This is a genomic window from Pseudomonadota bacterium, assembly GCA_027624715.1.
GTDB lineage: Bacteria > Pseudomonadota > Gammaproteobacteria > Burkholderiales > Eutrophovitaceae > Eutrophovita.
The window spans coordinates 1-20,722 of record JAQBTV010000001.1; the positions used below are offsets into that span (position 1 = coordinate 1).

Consider the following 20,722-nt stretch of genomic DNA (forward strand, 5'->3'; position numbering starts at 1 on the left):
ATCAACTCGCAATGGTAGGTATCAACGTCCCCATGCCTGTTTCAGACCAGTTATTGGAAGCATCCAAAAGTAATCCCAAAGTCGCCTACCGACTTGTGAACCAATATTCATTTAGCAGACGGGCAAAGCTAGGAAAAAATGATATTCCCGGCCTATCAATGCAAGGGGTAAGCCTCAAGCTAATGAATCGCGCTCAGCCAGGAGTTTTACATGCGGATTTCATCGCATGTAACACATACGACGAGGGCATTTCTTCAGCTAAAAAAATCAACTGCCCTAATATGTTACTTTTGGGATCTCAGGACCGAATGACTCCCGCGTCCCGTACCAAGAGCTTGAGCAATGCGCTACCTAACAGTCTAGTCAAAGTCCTACCAGGCACTGGACATGCCATCATGGCTGAGCAGCCCAATCGGGTAACGGAATGCCTTAGGAAATTTTTAGTCAAAACTTAATCAGAAAAAAACAGCGTACAAAAAAACAGACGTTTAAATCTGCAACTTAAACTTGCTTCAACATATTGTCGGCGCCACTAACTTCCATAAGGCCAGGAGCCTTTTCAACATTAATTGCTTTAACAACTCCGTCTTCAATCAGCATGGAGTAGCGCTTAGAACGCACACCCAATCCTTTATCAGTAAGATCAAGGTCCATTCCTACTGCCTTAGTAAATTCAGCACCGCCATCTGCCATCATGCGAACAGCACCCGTCGCATTATTTTCTCGTCCCCAAGCGCCCATAACGAAGGCATCATTGACGGATACGCACCAGATTTCATCAATCTTCTTTTTAAGTTCATCTGCCTTTCCGACGTAACCTGGCAGGTGCTTCGCCGAACAGGTCGGTGTATAAGCACCCGGCAGTGCGAATAAAGCAATACGCTTACCCTTCACAAGCTCAGATAACTTGAATGATTTCGGTCCGATGCTGCAATCTTCTGTTTCCTCATTAATATACTCATATAGCGTACATTGCGGAACGTGATCACCTACTTTAATAGTCATGGTTACTCCTTATTAATATTCCTGCTGAGAATAAGTTTACTTTTTAACCCTAGACGCGAATTATAATATTACAATAATTTGACCCAGATAGGTCGAAACAGGTACCGACCTGTAAGTCCAAGTGGTTTTTCTGAAAATACCAACTGATACCTTTTACTTTTGATCAAGCAATTTACATTCAATGACATCAAAGAACTACATCACGCCCGATGGAATGAAGCGACTCAAAGACGAGGCGTTACGTTTAATTGACATCGAGCGCCCCGAACTCGTTAAAGTCGTTTCATGGGCAGCCTCAAACGGAGATCGATCAGAAAATGGGGACTATATCTATGGCAAAAGAAAGTTGCGTGAAATCGATAAGCGAATAAGACTTCTCACAAAAAAATTAGAGTCAGCAGTGGCAATAGACCCAGTACAACGAGAGGAAACTGACCAAGTATTTTTTGGTGCAACAGTCTCATTTCAAAGGTCAAATACCCAAAAAGAAACTGTAGCTATCGTCGGCATTGACGAAGCAGACGGAAAAAAAGGGTTGATCAGTTGGATGTCCCCGCTAGCAACATCTTTATTAAAGTCCCGCATAGGAGATCGCGTTTATCTAGACACCCCGAATGGAAGGGACGAACTAGAAATAACTAACATTCAATATAGACGAATCGTCCTAGATTGAACGGCCAATTTATGATCGGATTGCTGTGGGGTACGCAGGAGCAGATCGGCCTAAGCCATTAAACAAATCCAGTAATCTTTCTTGATACGCATAAACATCATCAGTTCTGTCAAAAATGATTACCCCAGAACCACAGCGAAGCCACTGAAAAATACCAACCATAATGTAATCTGAAAAATTAGAGCTTTTCCCACCCAGAAAAGCTTGGCAGCTTAAAATCTGGCGCAGAGGCTCTAAGGCCTTTAAGAAATCTATACGTGCGACTTTGGGATTACCCCCCCATTCTTCCAGAGTGACACCGCGAAGCTTTTCTCGACTTTCTCGGAAATATATTTGATCAACATCCTTTTGTAAACCAAAGAAGTCCAAGATGGCCATACGAGAAACTAATGAATGCAACACCGTCTCTGACCAGCACTTCACAAATAAGGATTGCGCTCGAGACTCATCACTATCAAATAATAGATGTTGTGGATATTTTTTATCAAGAAAAAGTGCGATATCCCAAGAGTCAAAAACAACTTCATCCCCATCAACCAAAACTGGAACCTTACCGTCGTTTGGCACGGGTAATTGTTCTTTTTCAGAAAAACAAACCGGAACCTCCTCCCAGTTCAGACCTTTATGCGCTAAAGCATATTTTATACGCCAGCAATATGGAGAAAATCTAACCTCAGAATACTTCGTCGCTAAGTCAAATAGTTTAATCATGGACTAATCCTTTCCTTGAATTGTATGTACCCCTTGACCAAATAAGAATTTTTTTGCCTCATCATCTACCACTGGTACTCGGCTGATTTCTTTTCCTCGTGCATATGCTCTCACCACAGACTCTTTAGCTCTTAAACGTTCATACCACTTCTTTATCGCAGGAAAGTCATCAAGATTCTGTCGCTGCCGCTCATGCAAAACCACCCACGGGTAACAAGCCATATCTGCTATGGAATAGTCATCCACGATATAGTCTCGCCCATTGAGTTGTTTATCTAAAACCGCGTATAGCCGCCCCGTCTCATTAACATAACGCTCAATAGCATAGGGAATTGGCTCTGGCGCGTAAGATACAAAATGGTGATTCTGACCTGCCATCGGACCCAAACCACCCATTTGCCAGAATAACCACTCCATTACTCGGACTTTCTTACGCAAATTATTTGGAATAAACTGATCCGTCTTTTCCGCCAAATACTGCAAAATAGCTCCGGACTCAAAAACAGTAATGGGATCCCCTCCGTCAACCGGCTCTTCATCAACAATCGCTGGCATACGATTATTGGGGGCGATTTTTAAGAACGACTCCTCAAACTGCTCCCCACGACTGATGTTAATAGGAACAATTTCATACGCCAAACCAGCCGCCTCTAAAAACATCGTAATTTTATGTCCGTTCGGAGTTGGCCAATAAAATAACTTAATCACATCTACCCTCTCTAGTCCGCGTTATACCAACAAGTGTCACAAATAAGATCGGCAACCGAAGTTAGGCTATCGGCTGTAATCGTCGGTACCGGTGCAATTGGGTTGGAGGCAATACCAAACCGCTTGATTAATGCCCCCTTACAACCAATCGCCATTGCGCCTGCAACATCCCATGCATGCGCAGCAATTAGATAGGCATTTTCTGGATCAACCTTCATTTTCTCAGTCGCATAACGATAGACTTTTGGGTCAGGCTTAAGCGTCTTAACTTCCTCTACCGAAATAACCGTTTCGAAAAAGTCAATTAATCCTGCGTGCGCCAATTGCTCCTGAGCGACAGCTACCGGCGAGTTGGTCAACGCAGCCATACGAAAATTTAATGATTTAAGTTTCTTGAGTGCAGGAATGACATCGTCATGTGGTGGCAACTTTCTCATTCCATCAACAATATCACTCAACATACTTTCTGATAGTGAGAGATCGTGGCGCTCCACAACCATTTCCAAAGCAGAGCGACCGACTTCCGAAAAATTGCGAGACCATCCAAGAATCACGGATAACATAGCAGTTTGTATTACCTGATCAAACCATTCGCTCACCATGATTTCATCTCCGAAATGCGTTTTAAAATGTGGCTCAAGCGTTTTGAGATCCAGTAATGATTCATTAACATCAAACAGTAAAACTGGCTGCATATTATCCCTTTTAATCCACTATTAAGGCCCGCAAGAATGAGTACACGACTGACTTAACTTGTTAACTACAATTCACAATAAAATACATTTAATCATATAGACTAGCGGGCAGTAATCAACATTATGGAGTAAAGAGTAGCATGTCTCAGTATGATCTGATTGTAATTGGGGGCGGTAGCGGCGGAGTCGCGACAGCCAATCGCGCGGGATCTTATGGTGCTCGAGTAGCACTGATCGAGAAAGGTCGAATAGGTGGCACTTGTGTTAACGTCGGCTGCGTTCCCAAGAAGATAATGTGGACTGCCGCGAGTCTTCATGAGGCAGTAAAAGAAGCAAAAAATTATGGTTTTGACACGCATCTTGGGGAGTTTCATTGGTCCAAACTCAAAGCACAACGAGACAGCTACATCCAAAGCCTCCATGCCGGCTACGAGCGTGGTCTAGATGGTAATAACGTCGAAGTTATAAAAGGCGACGCTGTTTTTGAGTCGCACAATACCGTGCGCGTTGGCGACAACACCTATCAAAGCACCCGCATACTGGTCGCCACAGGAGGTTATCCTTTGGTCCCGGCGATTCCGGGCGCTCAGCTGGGCATTACCTCAGACGGCTTTTTTGAGCTCGAACAGCAACCCAAAAAAATTGCCGTCATCGGTGCTGGCTACATCGCTGTAGAATTCTCCGGGTTATTGAATACGCTTGGTTCACACGTATCCTTATTTTTACGAAAAACTGAAGTTTTACGACACTTCGATCACTCCATTCGATCAGTACTGATGAGCGAAATGGAGAGAGACGGAATTCAAATCATTAAAAACACTGAATTTAAGGAAATCATAGAAGACAATAAGACTCTTCTATTGAAGTCAAATAACGGAGATGAATACTCTGGATTCGATCAAGTCATTTGGGCAACCGGTCGAACACCCAACACCGAGACCCTAAACCTAGATAACGTTGGCGTGAAAACGACAAAATCTGGTCATGTCACTGTCAACAAATATCAAGAAACAAATGTTCCTGGAATCTTTGCCGTGGGTGACATCACAGGGCACCACGAGTTAACGCCCGTTGCTATTGCGGCAGGTAGGCGCCTCGCTGATAGATTATTTAATGGGCAAGAAGATCGACATTTAAACTACGAAAACATTCCAACAGTTATTTTTAGCCATCCTCCGATAGGAACCGTCGGGATTACCGAACACGAGGCAGTCACAAAATTCGGGGCACACAATGTCAAAGTCTATGAAAGCAGTTTCAAACCGATGCACTTTGCCTTCAACGCTAATGGGGCGAAATGCCTCATGAAACTAGTCGTTACTGGACCAGAAGAAAAAGTGGTCGGCTGTCATGGGATTGGGCTTGGGATGGATGAAATGATGCAAGGTTTTGCCGTTGCTATTCGAATGGGGGCGACTAAAAAAGACTTCGACGATACCGTCGCGATCCACCCAACCGTTGCCGAGGAAATGGTCACCATGAAAATATCTCGTGCAGCAATCCCTGGCTCAAACTAAAATCAACAAATATTAAAACTATTAAGGATTACTTATGAGCATCACGAGAATTGACTCTAATAACCGAATGTCCCAAGCCGTAATACATGGCAACATAATCTACACAGCAGGTATCGTGGCTGGAGACCCCAATACCGACATTCAAGGACAAACCGGACAAATCCTCGACACCATTGACGGTTACCTCATCTCAAATGGTTCGGATAAAACCAAGATACTATCAGTCACCATATGGTTAGCCGACATGAAAGACTTTGCAGATATGAATGTTATCTGGGATATGTGGGTCCCTAAAGGGCATACCCCAGCCAGGGCCTGCGTTGAATCCAAGCTGGCCACGCCTGATTACAAAGTAGAAATTCGTGTGACTGCAGCGATAGCGTAATTATCGCTAATTATTCGTTAGCAATAGTGGTCAGTTCAGCGTGACGGGGTTTTTGCCCCAACGCGACATATAACCCAGCGCCCACGATAACTACCATTCCGACAAACCCCATTGTGCTTGGGACGTGGTTGAATGCCACATAACCAAAAAGGGTTACCCAAACAAGTTGTACGTACCCGAGCGGGGATAAAAATGAAGCATCTTCTAATTCCATCGCTTTAATCAGCATGAAGTGTCCGACTGCTCCAGCGAATCCTAAGAAAAGAAACTTTGGGAGGTCGGCAAACTGCGGAGTAACCCAAAACACAGGGACCACCAGACTAAGTAACAGTGATCCAACCAAGCCCGTGTAGAAGAGTGTCGCAACTGGATGTTCTCGATTGCTGAAGTGACGCGTCATGATTTGATACATACTGTAAAAAATTGCGGATAGCAGAGGGAGCACAAAATACCAATCGAAGCTTTTTGTGGGATTAATTACTAATAACACCCCAACGAATCCAACTAACACTGCCACCCATCTAGGCCTAGAGACCTGTTCTTTCAATATCCAAAAAGCAAACATTGTCACCATTAATGGGGAAATAAAACCGATCGATTTTGCCGTAGCCAAAGGTAAAACGCTTAATGCCGTAAAGTAGAGTAGCGTTGACCCCATTAAAAGCATCGCCCTTAAAATCTGCGCCTTAGGATTATCTGTTTTAATCAACCGAGACCCATATCTGGGCCCTAGAAGCAATAGCATCAAGACGAAGTGTGTGACATACCGAAACCAAACGATAAGAGGCACCGGATACGATTGACTCAAAGACTTTGCCGTTGTCTCAAGCATGGCGAATAAAAAAACCATACCCATCATGAATAGTATTGCTCGGTGCGTAGGTTTCAAATCAGCTGCAAGACGAACCAAAGGTGACTTTCAAAAAAACATTGTATCGAGCTTTGGAGGGGGATTTTACGTCATTCCACACTTAATACAAATATCTTTTATTTTTTATAACTTAAAAGTATCAGACGCCTTTAATAAAAGTAAAATAGACTTTGAAACTACCCATTAAAAAAACCACTTAATACGGGAACAGGGCTAAAAATGACAATAACAAACCTAGCAAAGTACTTTGCATTTATATTTTTAGCATTGGGTATTGCAAACACGAGTCACTCAAACCCATTACCTACGGCACAACCAGAAAGCGTGGGAATCTCTTCAGACCGACTGCAAAGAATAACTCAGGCTTTTGAAAATCGTATTGAAGCCAAAAGTTTACCCGGGGTCGTCATACGCATCGCACGCCGAGGTAAATTGGTGTACTCCAATGCCATAGGTTGGCAGGATATCGAATCGAACATTCCGATGGCTCAAGATTCAATATTTCGGATTTACTCGATGACGAAACCCATCGTAAGTGTCGCAGCAATGACGCTCGTAGAATCTGGCCTATTGTCCTTGTCAGATCCTGTTTCAAAATACCTCCCGATGTTTAAAGATGTGCAAGTTGGGATTGAAACAGTAAATGGTGATGGGATTACACTACTTAAGACCCAAAATGCCCGTACCCAGATAACAGTTCAAGACCTTATGCGCCACACGTCGGGGTTAACTTATGGCGAATTCGGAAAAAGAACACTAGTAAAAGAAAAATATTTAGCAGCAGACCTATGGGAACCCCATAGCTCTTTAAACTGGACCCTTGAAGATTATTCTAATACTTTAGCCGGACTACCTTTAGCATATGAACCCGGGTCCACATGGGAATATGGCCGATCGACAGACGTTTTAGGAAGAGTAATCGAGGTGGTATCAGGTACAACACTTGATCGATACTTGAGTACGACTATTTTCATCCCCTTAGGAATGAAAGACACAAGTTATGGCGTACCAGAAAACAAACATAATCGTGTTGCGGAAAACATGATTGACACCGAGACAGGAACAAAAATCAATCTCACCGATGTGAAAAAACCTGTGACCTTATTTTCTGGTGGAAGTGGGCTTTCTTCTACTGCGGATGATTACCTTCGTTTTTGCCAAATGATGCTTAATGGCGGTGAACTGAATGGGGTACGTATCTTGTCTCCAAAAACAGTTCGTTTTATGTCAGTAAATCACATCAATGAAAATATCAGTAAAGGTACTCTCTATCTACCTGGGCCTGGCTACGGTTTTGGGTTAGGTTTCGCAATCAGACTCGAAAATGGCCAATCAGCCTGGCCGGGCTCAGTAGGCGAATATTTTTGGGCCGGCTACGGTGGCACGTATTTTTGGATTGACCCAGTAGAGGAGTTAGTCGTATCCTTCATGTCACAAGACCCCTATAGAAGAAACGAACACCGAGTTCTCTTAAGAAACTTGGTCTATCAATCTATCATCGATTAAATGGGGTTCCCATGTCAGATGCATTATTTTCCGTCAAAGATCAAGTCGTTATCATCACTGGTGGTAGCCGAGGAATTGGTAAAGAAATCGCATCAGCATTTGCGTACCGAGAAGCAACGGTCATTATTGCTGGTCGTGACAAAGCAGCACTAAAAAAAACCGTAACGGAGATTTCAGCAAAGGCTAATTCTATCCACGCAGAAGTCTGTGATGTCTCGAGTTCAAAAGACGTTAATGCATTGGTCAATTCAGTTGCCTCTCGGCACGGAAGAATCGATACGCTCGTAAGCGTCGCAGGGGTTAATAAGCGCATGAAGGCTGAGGCATATACACCTGAGGATTATGATTGGATTACTGACATAAACGCAAAAGGGGCATGGATTATTGCTCAAGCTGTTGGAAAGAAAATGATTGCACAGCAAAGTGGCTCAATTATCAATGTGGACTCACTGAATACATATGCACCTCTGCGGGGAACGACTCCTTACGCAATGAGCAAAGCGAGTGTCCTGATGATGACTAGAGGTTTAGCTAACGAGTGGGGGCGGCACGGGATACGCGTAAACTCCATTGCGCCTGGATTTATCTTGACAGACTTAACCAGAAAAGTTTGGTCCGATGAAACCATGCAAGCTTGGGGAAAAGCAAATACCCCACTCGAGCGACTTGGCACCGTTTCTGATTTAGTTGGCTCTGCAATCTTTCTAGCATCTGATGCATCGAAGTTTATGACAGGTCAGACGATTAGGGTTGATGGTGGCGTCACTGCAGGAATTAACTGGCCAATTGAGCTATAAGAGAGGCTCATGGAAAGAACCGTATTAGAGTAAACGATCTACAGACAAAACTTCTGCTTTACCAGTCTATGACAACACGGTTAGCGCAAAAATCAGCTATATCAATGGCTCTTCGGCTCTTCTAAGCCTGGCCTTATTCATACCTCTATGGGCTCACTCAGACTTCGATGTAGCGAAAAAAAGGGACTGAGCTGTTTAACACTCGCTAGGTGATTTCTTCTTTAAGTAATGACTCCTGGGGACGCGGACCCCATTCAAACGGGGAATCGTATATTGACTGTCACCACAACGGAACGAATCCTTACATGGCCGACATTTCAAATGGCAAGATACGCCCTATTATTTTGAAAATTTGGGATTTAGATGGAGAGTCTGGTCATCCTGAATACGGGAATGAATTAAGCCTGTTCGGCGTCACAGGTAAATTACCCAGAGAGGGGACTTTCACTTTAAACTAAAAAAATAAAAAAATAGAATGACAGTTCATTAAATTCCCCCCCCCAGATCACTGAGTTAAGGTTTAATGAGTTAGGCCCGAACATAATAATCTCACTTCGTATGGGCAGAGACCTAACTGGTATTGGCTTATTAGGGTCGATCGATGAAGATCGGCTCAAATTAATCGTTGCCGAGCAAAAGAAACTAGGACTAAACGGACGTATTAATTACGTCATTGATCTGATCACTAAAAAACAAAAGTAGGACACGTCGGATATAAACCATCATCCCCCTCTCTATCGGATCAAATTAGCAAAGCATTTAGGGATGAATTAGGCATCACATCAATTTCATACCCAAACAATGCATGCACTGCTAAACAAGAAATCTGCAAAGCATTAAATACTGTAGGTGGTCATGAAGTTCTTGAAGATATAATTATCTCAATCGCAGAATTTCTTAAAACTAATAAACCATTCCCCAACACTAAAAGAAATAAAACGTGGTACGAAGGTAAGAATTATTTCGAAATGGTTGGATGTAACATCTGCGCCCGTACTGACCTCTACGCTAACTTATCAAGTAATAGTCAGAACACCCACAGCGTTACCCTGTATACATACCTCCTACTTCATGATAGGGGTAGTGGCTTAAACGATAGATTTAAAGAATTTCAAGCTCAATCAGAGGACTGGCGAACGGCTCCCATAATAGGTATTGGGGAACATTTGAGGGCTGGAGGCTCATTACTACATGATGGTCGTGCGAAAACCACAGAGGAGGCTATTCTATGGCACGAAGGTGAAGCAAACACCGCAAGAAATGCCTATTTGTCGCTTAAACCAGATAGCAAAATATTGTTACAATCCTTCGTCGAAAACCTTTAATCTCATTCTAATTATAAAAGCAGTAATCGATATGGTCTCAATTGAAATATTCTCTGATGTGGTTTGTCCTTGGTGTCTCATTGGTAAAAGAAATCTAGAAGCAGCGATAACTCAACTCGCCGCAAAGCACGAGGAGGCCAAAAATATAAAAATTAAGTGGCGGTCGTTTCAATTGAACCCACAACTACCGCCAAGCGGAATCTCCCGTGCTGAATACACATCATCAAAATTTGGCGGCGCAGAACGCGCAGCAATAGTTTACGACCGAATTCAACGGTCCGGTCAAGAAGTTGGGTTAGAGCTACACTTTGATAAAATTAAAAACCAACCAAATTCTGCCATCCTACATGCCCTAGTCTATGCCGCAGAAACAATTCAACGTGATCATGATTTTATTGAGAATCTTTTTAAAGCATTTTTTATTGACGGCTTAGACCTAACCAATAGAGCTAACATTGTTGCGCTTGCGACCGATATTGGACTCTGTAAGACTGATATTGAGGCTGTTCTAAATGATGGTCTCTTTATGGACAAAATCAAAGAAGATATAGAGCGGTCAACTCGCCTTGGAATACAAGGCGTTCCATTCTTCATCATCAATGAATCTATTGGCTTATCGGGTGCTCAACCGCCAGATGCCATTGTCAAAACGATAGAACGGTCTCTTCAACAGTCCTGAGTCAGCACCGAATTAGTCAACTTGGTTTAGTGCAGCGACTAACTCGGCCACAAAGATCTCGACATCATCGTCGTTCACATCCAGATGAGTCACTAACCGTACTGATTTTCCAGGAGTAATGAAAATGTTTTTAGCGCGAAGATTGATGGCAATACTGGTCACATCTGCTTTATGGAATGAGATAAACACCATATTGGTATGAGCACCCAAAACCTTCAGTTTCGGGTGATTAAGATTCAGTAATTTATCGAATAATAATCGCGCCCTTGTATGATCTAACTCTAATCTTTCCACGTGATTATGCAACGCATAAATCCCTGCCGCCGCAATAATACCAGCTTGCCGCATACCACCACCCAGCACCTTCCTCCATCGTCTCGCCCTGCGTATAAGATCTGCAGGGCCGCATAAAATCGAGCCAACTGGCGCTCCTAAACCTTTAGAAAGACAGATCGATACCGTATCAAAAAATTGCGTTATGGTGGTAACGTCAACACCAAGACCAACACTTGCATTAAATAAACGCGCGCCGTCCAGGTGCAGTGACAAGCCAGTACGATCGCAAAAAAATCTGGCATCCTCTAAATACTTAATAGGAAGAGGTCGACCTGCTTGAGTATTTTCAAGACACAGAAGTCTCGTACGAGCAAAATGTATATCGTCGGGCTTAATAGCAGCCTCTACAGCACTCAAATCTAACGTTCCATCTTTTTCGTAATCCAATGGCTGAGGCTGTATGCTGCCCAGCACCGCTGCCCCTCCTCCCTCATACTTATAGGTATGCCCTTGTTGGCCAACAATGTATTCGTCGCCGCGCTCACAATGCACTAGAAGTGCGATCAAATTACTTTGAGTACCAGTGGCTACAAAAAGTGCCGACTCTTTACCACTCACGCTAGCTGCCAAGGCTTCCAATTCATTAACCGTAGGATCCTCACCGTACACATCGTCCCCGACTTCTGCACGTGTCATAGCTATACGCATCTTGGATGTGGGTTTGGTAACTGTATCGCTACGAAAATCAATCATCTGTTTTCGGATGCTCATAAGCTGAATAATATTTTTGCAATTATCTGATTAAAGTTTAAAAAAATAATTTATTAATTTAATAATAAATGTTGAATAACAACTAAGTCTTTAACCCAAAAACACCAAGAATAAATGCGTACTCAAATGCAATTTCTCTTAAAAAATCATAACGGCCAGACGCGCCACCATGCCCAGCATCCATGTTTATGTTGAGAAGCAATGGCCTATCATCAGTTTTAAGCTTGCGCAAGCGCGCTACATACTTTACTGGCCCCCAAAACATTACTTGGCTATCGTTTATAGATGTCTGTACCAGCATAGCAGGATAATTTTGAGCCACAATATTTTCGTAGGGTGAGTACGATTTTATATATTTGTAGTATGCCTTCAACTTTGGATTGCCCCACTCCTCGAATTCTCCGATGGTAAGTGGCAATGTCTCATCTAACATTGTGTTAATCACATCAACGAACGGAACATCAGCTAGTACGCCACAGAATAATTCTGGTGCCATATTGGTTACCGCCGCAACTAACAAACCACCGGCACTGCCTCCTTGTATCACTAAGCTATCCGGATCGGTATAACCAGAAGCAATTAAATGCTTCGTGCATGCTATAAAATCGGTAAAAGTATGTCGCTTCAGCAACATTTTTCCCTGATCGTGCCACGCTTCTCCGAGCTCTCCACCCCCGCGGACATGGGCTGTTGCAAAAATAATACCCCGGTCTAATAAAGATAATCTAGTCGCACTAAAGCAAGGATCACTGGGAATGCCATATGCACCGTAAGCCGTGAGTAACATGGGACTCGGTCTAGCACTTCGCATTTTGCGATTATAAACGATAGTCACTGGCACAACCGCCTGATCCCCAACTCGTACCTCAATCAGCTCAGTGGCATATTGAGATTGCCGGTACCCCTGTTTAACGATATCCTGTTTGAGCAGTGTAATTTTTCGAGAGTTAAAGTGATAGGTGTACACTGATTCCGGCGAATTATAGGATTCATATTCAAACAAATAATCGTCACAGTCATACTCCTCATTGTAATAGCCAGAAACAGAACATAAGCGCTCAGGTAGGGGGATGTCTTGACTGAACCATGTTCTGAGATTAACGACTCGAAGTCGAGGAAAGCCTTGCATTCTTTCCATTACAATCATATGCCCTTTGAAGACATCAATATCGTTGATAACCAAATCTCGCTGATGTGGAATAACCTCCACCCATAGTTTCTCCGCTGTGGCGTCTTCCTTGACAAACATCACGCGAAAATTTTTCGCCTGTTTATTCGTTAGGACGTAAAACCCAGACTCGCCATGCTCTACATAGTACTCATGACCTGATCTACGCTTAGCAAAAATTCTTAACGCTTTTAAAGGTTCCCCCCCACCAACAAATAAAACCTCACTGGTCGTGCTACTCGAGCAATGAACAAATAAATACTTACCGCTTCGTGAGCGAACGACAGATACAGAAAAACGAGGATCCTTCTCCTCGTAAACAAGGGATGTTCTGTCATCTACTGTATCCCTGCGCCAAACTTGATATGGTCGTTTCGCCTTATCCTCCAGAACAACAAATAGATATCGCCCATCATTTCCCCACGCAAAAGAACGTACTCTATTACGGTAGAGCGTTGTCTCCTCCTTATCTTTAATCGACCGCAGTCGTAACTCAAAATTCAGAAAGCCCGTAAAGTCTATCGAATAAGCTACGTGTGTTGATCCAGGTTTGATTTCCACATTACCGAGGCTGGCATAAGATCGTCCCTTAGACAAAACATTTAAATCAAGAACCACTTTTGGTCGAGTTGTAGCGCTGCTTTTTCTATATAGAATCGGATATTGCTTACCTTTTTTCGTTTTTGTAAAATACAAATAATCTTCTATTTGATAAGGAACACTTTCGTCAGTCTCATTAATTCGACCTAGAAACTCTCGAAACAATCGTTTCTGCAGCATTCGACTGGGCCTCATCATTTCGTCGGTATACCCGTTTTCGGCTTTAAGATAAGCCCTGACCTCCTTGGATTTCTTATTTTGCAGCCAGCGGTAAGGATCGCTTCGATCCTCACCATGTAACGAGTACGTATAAGGAGCTATCTTAGGTGACGGCGGGAAAATTTTTTTGTTCATTTTGACTCACATCGGGCCGAACCTGCTTTATAATTAGGCCTCATATAAATTAAGAACTTAAGGTCAAAAATCAAACTACCATGCCAAAAAAACCTTACGAATCGGACACAACAACTTTCATCAAATCATTATTTAAAGCAAATCCTGATCTGAGAGAAAAACAACTAAAAGCAAGAAGCATTTGGTGGGATAGAGAACAAAATCTGTCGGAACGATCTGATCTAGAAAAATCGAATGTTACTAAAAAACCCTACGAATATTATTAACGCTATTTCATATTGTGCAGCTCGCGACACTAAATAAATAAAATACTTATTTACGAGAATGAATATCCTCGCGCTCTGACTCAACTCGTATGCCCCCAATAACACTTTAGCAAAACAACATCATCAAGCAATTTGAATCTACTGCCCTTTGATCACTTAGAAGGTGCCGGCATTTTTGCTAAAGACTTAATTTCAAGTACATTAAAGTTCGGGTCCATGACGAAAAATGTTTGCTGTTCGTACTCAGTTCCACCGAAACGAATATAAGGCTCATCTATAAACCCAACAGTATTGGCTACGCTTTCTCTAATTTTATCAAACACATCTCGCTCAAGATGTACTCCGAAATGCGGAACCACAACTGCGCCCATCTCTACATTATGACGGTCTCCATGCATCCTCCTCCTCGGCGCCGAAGCATGTAAGGTTAACTCATTACCCCAAAAATCTATATCGACCCATTTACCCTCTTCAGAGTTATCAGTCTTACAAAACAAGACGTCCGTGTAAAATTTGACCGTCTCTTCAAGGTTGCCCGCCTCTACAGCACAGTGAAATATATTGCTCATAACTTCTTCTTCAATCCAAAAATGATCATTCTACTGAATTTTTAACTTTTTGGTGCCGACAGCTCCCTAAAGGAAGAAGGCATCAATCCGTTGAAAAATCACTCAAGGGTCCAGTGCGGCACCTCTTAGAACACCTTATAAGAAATGTATTTCAAAAAAAATTTAAACAATTTTATTTAAACTTATTTGTACTAATATGACATACCTTGGCTCCCGTAGACTTACAATAAATAAAAATCGACCAACAGTTCGGAACTAATGAAACTATCCATCCTTGATCAAAGCCCGATTATAAAAGGCCACTCCCCCAATACAGCAATTAAGGAAACGGTTAATTTAGCGAAAATAGCCGATGACCTTGGATTTCATCGTTATTGGCTAGCAGAGCACCACAATATGAGGGGCCTTGCGAGCGCGTGTCCAGAAGTACTTCTTACCGCGATTGGACAGCAAACTAAGCGTATCCGCATTGGAACGGGTGCGGTACTCCTGCCTTACTACAGCGCAGTCAAGGTTGCTGAAACGTTCCGTATGCAAGAAGCTTTATGTCCTGGACGCATTGATCTTGGCATTGGTCGCGCCCCCGGCGGCGACATGTTAACGGCTAAAGCAATCAATGAAAGCGCCCTCTATTCCATAAACGAATTTCCTAACCAAGTAGTTGATCTGATTGGTTGGCTCCGCAACGAGTTACGAGAAGATCATCCCTTCAATTCAGTCAAAGCAATGCCACAGGGCGACACCTGTCCTGAGGTTTGGCTACTTGGATCTTCCGATTACAGCAGTTGCCTCGCCGCATATCTCGGAGTACGCTTTGCGTTTGCCCATTTCATTAACCCATTCGGCGGTGCTGCCGTAAGTCAACAATATCGCTCAACATTTTCGCCATCTCACCTCGAGACGCAACCAACCTCAATGGTTTGCGTTTTCGTTATTTGCGCAGAATCTAACGAAGAGGCTGAGCATCTTGCCGCATCAATAGACCATCGCCGTGTTATGATGGCGACGGGAAAAGAATCTGAAATAATGCCAAGTGAAGAAGCCGCTGGGTGGCCATACTCAGAGCGTGAAAAAGAAATCATTCAACAAGAACGCAGTCGGGTTATTTTAGGCACTCCAGAAAACATAAGAGTGCAGTTGTCTAAAATTAAAAACGATTTTCAAGCTGATGAGCTTATGATCCTAACAATCACTGGAGACTATAGAACTCGTGTCAAATCATACGAACTAATCGCTAAAGAATTTGATCTCCAATAACAAGGCCTTATGCTTTTAATACCTTAGGACTCATCAATCATCTGAGCAATAGCTAACAATCGGTACATAGAACGTACAACAGGTAGCTCAATCAGTTCATCATCAACGACTACCAAACCCGTATCACTACTTTCAAACGCAGCACACACCCTACGTGCCCGATCAATATCTTCTTGAGAAGGCGTAAAAATTTGATTGATGACGGGTAACTGTTTTGGATGAATTGCTGCTCGACCGGTAAACCCAAGATCTCGACTGGAGATTGTTTCTCGCACTAGCCCATCACTATCCATCAAATCCAGATATGGCACATCTAGCAGATCAATGCCAGCACTTGCCGCGGCATGCACCAAACGCGAGCGGGTATAGAGTAGCGATTGCCAATCTCTTTTACATCTAAGATCCGCCGACATATCCACTCCACCTAAAATTAAAGAGGTGATGCGCGAGCACGAGCGTGCGATATCAATCGCATGTTCTAATGCTGCATTCGTCTCAATAATCACACAAAAACTTAGATGCCTCGTGTTTTCCGTTGAGAGCAACTCATCAAGAATACGAATCTCGCTTGCCGATTTAATCTTGGGTAACATTAAAGCGTCTGGTGTAAACTTTAAATCAAACAAGGAATCTAGGTCACTCAACCCATGTCGAGTCGTAATAGGATTGATTCGCACCATTATCTCCGATGATGTCTCATATTTTTTTGATAGCAAATCCATCGTTAGAGCTCTTGATTCATTCTTTCTGTGAAGTGCCACCGCGTCTTCTAAGTCGATACAAATAATATCCGTAGACTCACTTAGTGCCTTCACAAACATGTCTGGCCGAAGGCCAGGTACGAACAAAAGACTGCGTCGTGCCTTAGCTATTTTCTCAATATTCATGGATACCTTTTAAATTATTTAAGCAAAAAATTTATTCATCATCAATCGATTGGGGCTTGATTTGAACTTTCACCACCATCTTGCCTCTTAACATCTACGCGACCGATCAGAAAAACAATAGGAATCGCCATAAAAGAAGCTATTGCAAGTACAAAAAAACTTGCGATATAACCCTGTAATTTTGATTGTCGATCTACCTCATTATCTAAAACAGTCAGAGATTGCAACGTTTCTAATGAATATCCTTCACTTGCTACCGGTATATTATTCAACGCATCATTGAACAGATTTACGTGTTCTACCAGCTCTGATCTTCCAGTAGCACCTGTATATATAAAAATCGCCAAAATCAATGAAATACCAACACTACTAAATATCGTACGAACTAAATTGAATACTGCCGCCCCCTCGGTTCTGTGTGCCGCGGCCACTCGGGAGAATGCCACAATCTGCGCGGGAACCATCATAACACCTGAACCAATACCACTGACAAAACCAGTCCAGAGAATTGGCCAGACGCCAACGTCACTAGTCCAAAAAGCAATTGTGAGGGATGATATACCAAGGCAAGACAAACCAAACGCTATCTGGACACGTACATTGATAATGCCCGAAATACGAGTACTTAAAACCATAGCTAAAAGCACTCCAATCCCTCGAGATGACTGAAGAATGCCGACATCAACGATCTCATACCCGATGAGCTCCTCAAGAAACGTTGGAAGCAAAACCATGGGAGGGACTGTCAATAAACCGTAAAAGGCAACCAAAATTAATGCTAAGAAAAAATTTCTTTCTAGTAATAACTTTGGATCTAGGAACGGATTTCTTTTCGTCATGACATGTGCGTTAAACATGTATATAGCGATTAATGCAAGGCAACCCTCGAAAATTATCTCACCTGACTCAAACCAATCGAGGCGCTGGCCGCGATCTAGCATCATCTGTAGCGAGGCAATACCAATTGCCAATGTCAGAAATCCAAACCAATCTAACTGATCTTTTATTTTCCTTGGAATATCTGTAGGAAGAAATAGCAAACAACCGATTAGTGCTGCTATACCTAATGGCACGTTAATAAAAAATATATATCTCCACGAGAAATACTCTGTGAGCGCCCCTCCAAGAATAGGTCCAATGAAGGATCCTGCCCAACCCATACCCCAAATAGCCATTGCTTTTGGATGATCTTTCTCGGGAAACACATCAAGCATGATCGCTAGCGACACCGGCACTAAAAATGCCCCAGACATGCCTTGCGCGATGCGAGCAATAACCTCAAATGTGAGTGTACTCACGGTACCGCAGAATATGGAAGATAAAATGAATCCAGTAACAGCTAAAACATAAACCCTCTTCCGACCAAAGCGGTTAGTCAAATAACCGGCCATGGGCATCATAATTGCTGACGCAACAATATAAGAAGTAATCACCCAACTTATTTGATCTTGTGTCGCCGAGAATGCACCTTGCATATGCGGTAGAGCAACTACTGCAATCGTCCAATCGATTGAATACAACAAGGAAGCAAGCACAACAGACGCGCTAATTAAATACGGATGTTCAGCTCCTCGATTGACAGTATTTTCAGCTGGCGCCATTACCCTAATAACTTAGATTTAGTAGAACAATAAAGTTAAGGTTTTAAAAATTCAGGTAGCCACCCCTTAGCAACGAGTAGGTTTATTGGTCGAGGCAACCCTCTACTCACGCCAGTGCTCACACCAACAGTCACTGTCATGCCTGCGCGCAGTGGTGGTAGTCCCTCGGGCTGTTCAACCGCAATATGAACCGGTAGCCGCTGCACAACCTTCACCCAGTTTCCAGTCGCGTTTTGAGGAGGAAGAATTGCGAACTCAGCACCAGTCGCTGGCGCGATAGTCGCGACGATACCATTCCATTGAAAATCGGGGTAGGCATCCACACTGATCTCGACTTTTTGTCCTACTTTCATCCAAGTAAGCTGTGTCTCCTTAAAATTAGCTTCAATCCATACACGATCACTCGAAATAATGCTAAAAATCGAAGTCCCACGATTCACATACTCCCCAGCTTGAAGTTTCATGTTACTCACAATTCCACTGACAGGCGCATATACAAATGAATCTTTGATTCCTAGGTCAGCTGTGTCATAGATCGCCACTGCTGCTAAATATTTAGGATCTTTCTCTGGGTTCAAATTTGGATCACCTAACAAACCAGCTAAAACTTTTTTTGACTTTTTATCTAATGTAGTTAGATGCGCATTAGCTAACTCCAGCCTGTGCAATGCCTCATCATATTGATCAGCCCTACCCATACCGTGCTCCCGCAATGTCTCCTGCCTCTTGAGTTGCTTCATTTGGAACGCAATCATTGATTTCACTTCCTCTTTCTCGACTTGAGCAACCTGATATTCCGCTTTCAATGAAGCTACTTCGGCTCGTACCAAGCCCATCTGTGCTTCAGCTCGCTGTTTTTCGACCACAAAACCTGCATGCTCCATACCGAATAAAAGAGCACCCTTTTCGATAAATTGATTATCCTCAACCTCGACATTGGTAACTCTGGATGAAACCTCCGGACTGACAATTACAATATCAGCCTTGATATACGCATTTTCTGTTTCAACAACGGCCCCACCGTGCGCATATAGGTACATCGCTGTAATTGCTACAAAAATCGGCAGCACTAAGATAAAAAAGATACGTACCAAATAGAGTAAGGCCACATAAATATTTTTTTCCGACATGTTCATTTTGAGACCAACTCCTTATCTTTATCAAAAGAACTACCATCACTTGGCGTTCGACTTTCTAGTGAGGCTAGGTTTAATTTGAGTTGCAAAAGAGTATCTACAAACTGCTCCTGCTCAGATTTTGAAATTCCAGTTAAAGCCTCTTCTCTTAAATCCGCCGCAGCCGCGCGCATGGCTTTCATTGCAGGACCTACCTCTTGAGTTAGGAGCACGCGTTTAGCACGACGGTCTTGTGAATCCTCCTCCCGGGTAACCCAGCCACTAGCTTCCATTCGGTCAAGTAAACGACCTAAGGACGGCTTATCGATCTCAAGGATTTGGGCCAGTTCAGATTGAGTCACGCCATCATTTCGATATAGATGAGTCAAAACCCACCATTGTGATCGCGTGAGGCCCAGAGTTTTCATTCTACGATCAAAAGCTTGACGCAGTAATCGTGCCACGTCATGCACCATAAAACCGAAATTTCTCGATAAATCTTCACGTAACAAAATCAGTCCTCCTCCCAAGCGATAAATTTTACCATATTTAATTGCCTAAACAACTATATGTATAACAATTATATGTTGGGCAATCATAATTAACACTTCGAGCAGAAATTTGTGCCCTCCAATTACTCCGAGAAATAAATCCAAGCTCGCACCCTCGAACACCGCAATCTATGCCTAATCTACTTTGGACGGTCGAATAGATCTATAAATTAGATTAAGATGGATTCAACGCAATAACTTGCAAAGGACACTGAGATGAACATAGTTGTCACAATCTCTTTCTCGCTACTAAGCCTAGTCAGCACCATTATTCAAGCGCAAACACCAGCATCAACTGATGCAGAGGGTTACCATATCTCCCCACTTGAAGGAGAAACCGTCACAAACCCCATTATCGTGAAGTTCGGGTTATGCGGAATGGGCGTCGCTCCAGCACGTTAAAGACCACCAACACATTCCCATCAACATCTAAAT

The 20,722-nt window shown here is 43.0% G+C and carries 21 protein-coding genes and 2 pseudogenes; 11 read left to right on the forward strand and 12 right to left on the reverse strand.

What is annotated here, in order from left to right; translation table 11 throughout:
- The coding region (locus O3A65_00005; GenBank protein ID MDA1330847.1) for an alpha/beta hydrolase at nt 1-455 on the forward strand (455 nt) is incomplete at its 5' end.
- Between the two features lie 46 nt (nt 456-501).
- Here the strand turns inward: O3A65_00005 and O3A65_00010 are convergent.
- Nucleotides 502-1,005 (reverse strand): peroxiredoxin, encoded by a 504-nt coding sequence (locus tag O3A65_00010; GenBank protein ID MDA1330848.1) that lies wholly within the window; start codon nt 1,003-1,005, stop codon nt 502-504.
- Between the two features lie 181 nt (nt 1,006-1,186).
- Between O3A65_00010 and greB the strand changes: the two genes are divergently transcribed.
- Nucleotides 1,187-1,678: a transcription elongation factor GreB gene (greB, locus tag O3A65_00015; protein ID MDA1330849.1), complete on the forward strand. Its 492-nt coding sequence runs from the start codon at nt 1,187-1,189 to the stop codon at nt 1,676-1,678.
- Between the two features lie 9 nt (nt 1,679-1,687).
- On the opposite strand, the gene O3A65_00020 is transcribed toward greB, so the two are convergent.
- Genes O3A65_00020 through O3A65_00030 form a run of 3 tightly spaced genes read right to left on the reverse strand, consistent with a single transcriptional unit; the run spans nt 1,688 to nt 3,792 of the window.
- A complete protein-coding gene (locus O3A65_00020; GenBank protein ID MDA1330850.1) occupies nt 1,688-2,389 on the reverse strand; it encodes a glutathione S-transferase N-terminal domain-containing protein in 702 nt (233 codons plus the stop codon).
- A 3-nt stretch (nt 2,390-2,392) separates the two neighbouring features.
- The gene (locus O3A65_00025; protein ID MDA1330851.1) at nt 2,393-3,097 is read right to left on the reverse strand and encodes a glutathione S-transferase N-terminal domain-containing protein; all 705 of its coding nucleotides are present in this window, start codon (nt 3,095-3,097) and stop codon (nt 2,393-2,395) included.
- Nucleotides 3,098-3,108: 11 nt separating this feature from the next.
- Nucleotides 3,109-3,792 carry a haloacid dehalogenase type II gene (locus O3A65_00030; GenBank protein MDA1330852.1) on the reverse strand — a complete coding sequence of 228 codons (684 nt, stop codon included), beginning with the start codon at nt 3,790-3,792 and terminating at the stop codon, nt 3,109-3,111.
- 140 nt (nt 3,793-3,932) lie between these two features.
- Between O3A65_00030 and gorA the strand changes: the two genes are divergently transcribed.
- Both gorA and O3A65_00040 read left to right on the forward strand, forming a co-directional pair.
- Nucleotides 3,933-5,309 (forward strand): glutathione-disulfide reductase, encoded by a 1,377-nt coding sequence (gene gorA, locus O3A65_00035; protein ID MDA1330853.1) that lies wholly within the window; start codon nt 3,933-3,935, stop codon nt 5,307-5,309.
- Between the two features lie 34 nt (nt 5,310-5,343).
- Entirely contained in the window at nt 5,344-5,694 is a 351-nt protein-coding gene (locus O3A65_00040; protein MDA1330854.1) for a RidA family protein, read from the forward strand.
- Between the two features lie 10 nt (nt 5,695-5,704).
- Here the strand turns inward: O3A65_00040 and O3A65_00045 are convergent, their stop codons facing one another.
- On the reverse strand, nt 5,705-6,604 hold the full coding sequence (locus tag O3A65_00045; GenBank protein MDA1330855.1) for a DMT family transporter: 900 nt from the start codon (nt 6,602-6,604) through the stop codon (nt 5,705-5,707).
- 180 nt (nt 6,605-6,784) lie between these two features.
- Here O3A65_00045 and O3A65_00050 point away from each other — a divergent pair, with 180 nt between their 5' ends.
- The 5 genes and pseudogenes from O3A65_00050 to O3A65_00070 all read left to right on the forward strand — a co-directional run bounded on the left by O3A65_00050 (nt 6,785) and on the right by O3A65_00070 (nt 10,872).
- Complete coding sequence (locus tag O3A65_00050) at nt 6,785-8,071, forward strand: serine hydrolase (protein ID MDA1330856.1); 1,287 nt, start codon at nt 6,785-6,787, stop codon at nt 8,069-8,071.
- Nucleotides 8,072-8,082: 11 nt separating this feature from the next.
- A complete protein-coding gene (locus O3A65_00055; protein MDA1330857.1) occupies nt 8,083-8,868 on the forward strand; it encodes an SDR family oxidoreductase in 786 nt (261 codons plus the stop codon).
- A gap of 305 nt (nt 8,869-9,173) precedes the next feature.
- Entirely contained in the window at nt 9,174-9,326 is a 153-nt protein-coding gene (locus O3A65_00060; GenBank protein MDA1330858.1) for a hypothetical protein, read from the forward strand.
- 100 nt (nt 9,327-9,426) lie between these two features.
- Nucleotides 9,427-10,193: pseudogene (locus tag O3A65_00065) on the forward strand (hypothetical protein).
- Between the two features lie 31 nt (nt 10,194-10,224).
- The gene (locus tag O3A65_00070) at nt 10,225-10,872 is read left to right on the forward strand and encodes a DsbA family oxidoreductase (GenBank protein MDA1330859.1); all 648 of its coding nucleotides are present in this window, start codon (nt 10,225-10,227) and stop codon (nt 10,870-10,872) included.
- A gap of 12 nt (nt 10,873-10,884) precedes the next feature.
- Here O3A65_00070 and ltaE read toward each other — a convergent pair whose 3' ends face one another.
- From ltaE to O3A65_00085, 3 genes are all read right to left on the reverse strand, one after another.
- The gene (ltaE, locus tag O3A65_00075) at nt 10,885-11,919 is read right to left on the reverse strand and encodes a low-specificity L-threonine aldolase (protein ID MDA1330860.1); all 1,035 of its coding nucleotides are present in this window, start codon (nt 11,917-11,919) and stop codon (nt 10,885-10,887) included.
- An 82-nt stretch (nt 11,920-12,001) separates the two neighbouring features.
- Nucleotides 12,002-14,041, reverse strand: a complete 2,040-nt coding sequence (locus O3A65_00080; protein MDA1330861.1) for a S9 family peptidase — start codon at nt 14,039-14,041, stop codon at nt 12,002-12,004.
- A 418-nt stretch (nt 14,042-14,459) separates the two neighbouring features.
- Nucleotides 14,460-14,876: a glyoxalase gene (locus O3A65_00085; GenBank protein MDA1330862.1), complete on the reverse strand. Its 417-nt coding sequence runs from the start codon at nt 14,874-14,876 to the stop codon at nt 14,460-14,462.
- A gap of 258 nt (nt 14,877-15,134) precedes the next feature.
- On the opposite strand from O3A65_00085, the gene O3A65_00090 reads away from it, so the two are divergent.
- Nucleotides 15,135-16,133 carry an LLM class flavin-dependent oxidoreductase gene (locus tag O3A65_00090; protein MDA1330863.1) on the forward strand — a complete coding sequence of 333 codons (999 nt, stop codon included), beginning with the start codon at nt 15,135-15,137 and terminating at the stop codon, nt 16,131-16,133.
- Between the two features lie 23 nt (nt 16,134-16,156).
- Here O3A65_00090 and O3A65_00095 read toward each other — a convergent pair whose 3' ends face one another.
- From O3A65_00095 to O3A65_00110, 4 genes are read right to left on the reverse strand one after another with little or no spacing between them, the layout of a single operon-like run.
- Nucleotides 16,157-17,020: a CoA ester lyase gene (locus O3A65_00095; protein MDA1330864.1), complete on the reverse strand. Its 864-nt coding sequence runs from the start codon at nt 17,018-17,020 to the stop codon at nt 16,157-16,159.
- 41 nt (nt 17,021-17,061) lie between these two features.
- Complete coding sequence (locus O3A65_00100) at nt 17,062-18,621, reverse strand: DHA2 family efflux MFS transporter permease subunit (GenBank protein MDA1330865.1); 1,560 nt, start codon at nt 18,619-18,621, stop codon at nt 17,062-17,064.
- A gap of 35 nt (nt 18,622-18,656) precedes the next feature.
- Nucleotides 18,657-19,757, reverse strand: coding sequence for an HlyD family secretion protein (locus O3A65_00105; GenBank protein ID MDA1330866.1), 1,101 nt, complete (start codon nt 19,755-19,757; stop codon nt 18,657-18,659).
- Nucleotides 19,754-20,248: a MarR family transcriptional regulator gene (locus O3A65_00110; protein MDA1330867.1), complete on the reverse strand. Its 495-nt coding sequence runs from the start codon at nt 20,246-20,248 to the stop codon at nt 19,754-19,756. Before O3A65_00110 ends, O3A65_00105 begins: the two co-directional genes overlap by 4 nt.
- A gap of 306 nt (nt 20,249-20,554) precedes the next feature.
- Between O3A65_00110 and O3A65_00115 the strand changes: the two are divergent.
- A pseudogene (locus tag O3A65_00115) lies at nt 20,555-20,683 on the forward strand (rod shape-determining protein RodA).
- Nucleotides 20,684-20,722: the final 39 nt, after the last annotated feature.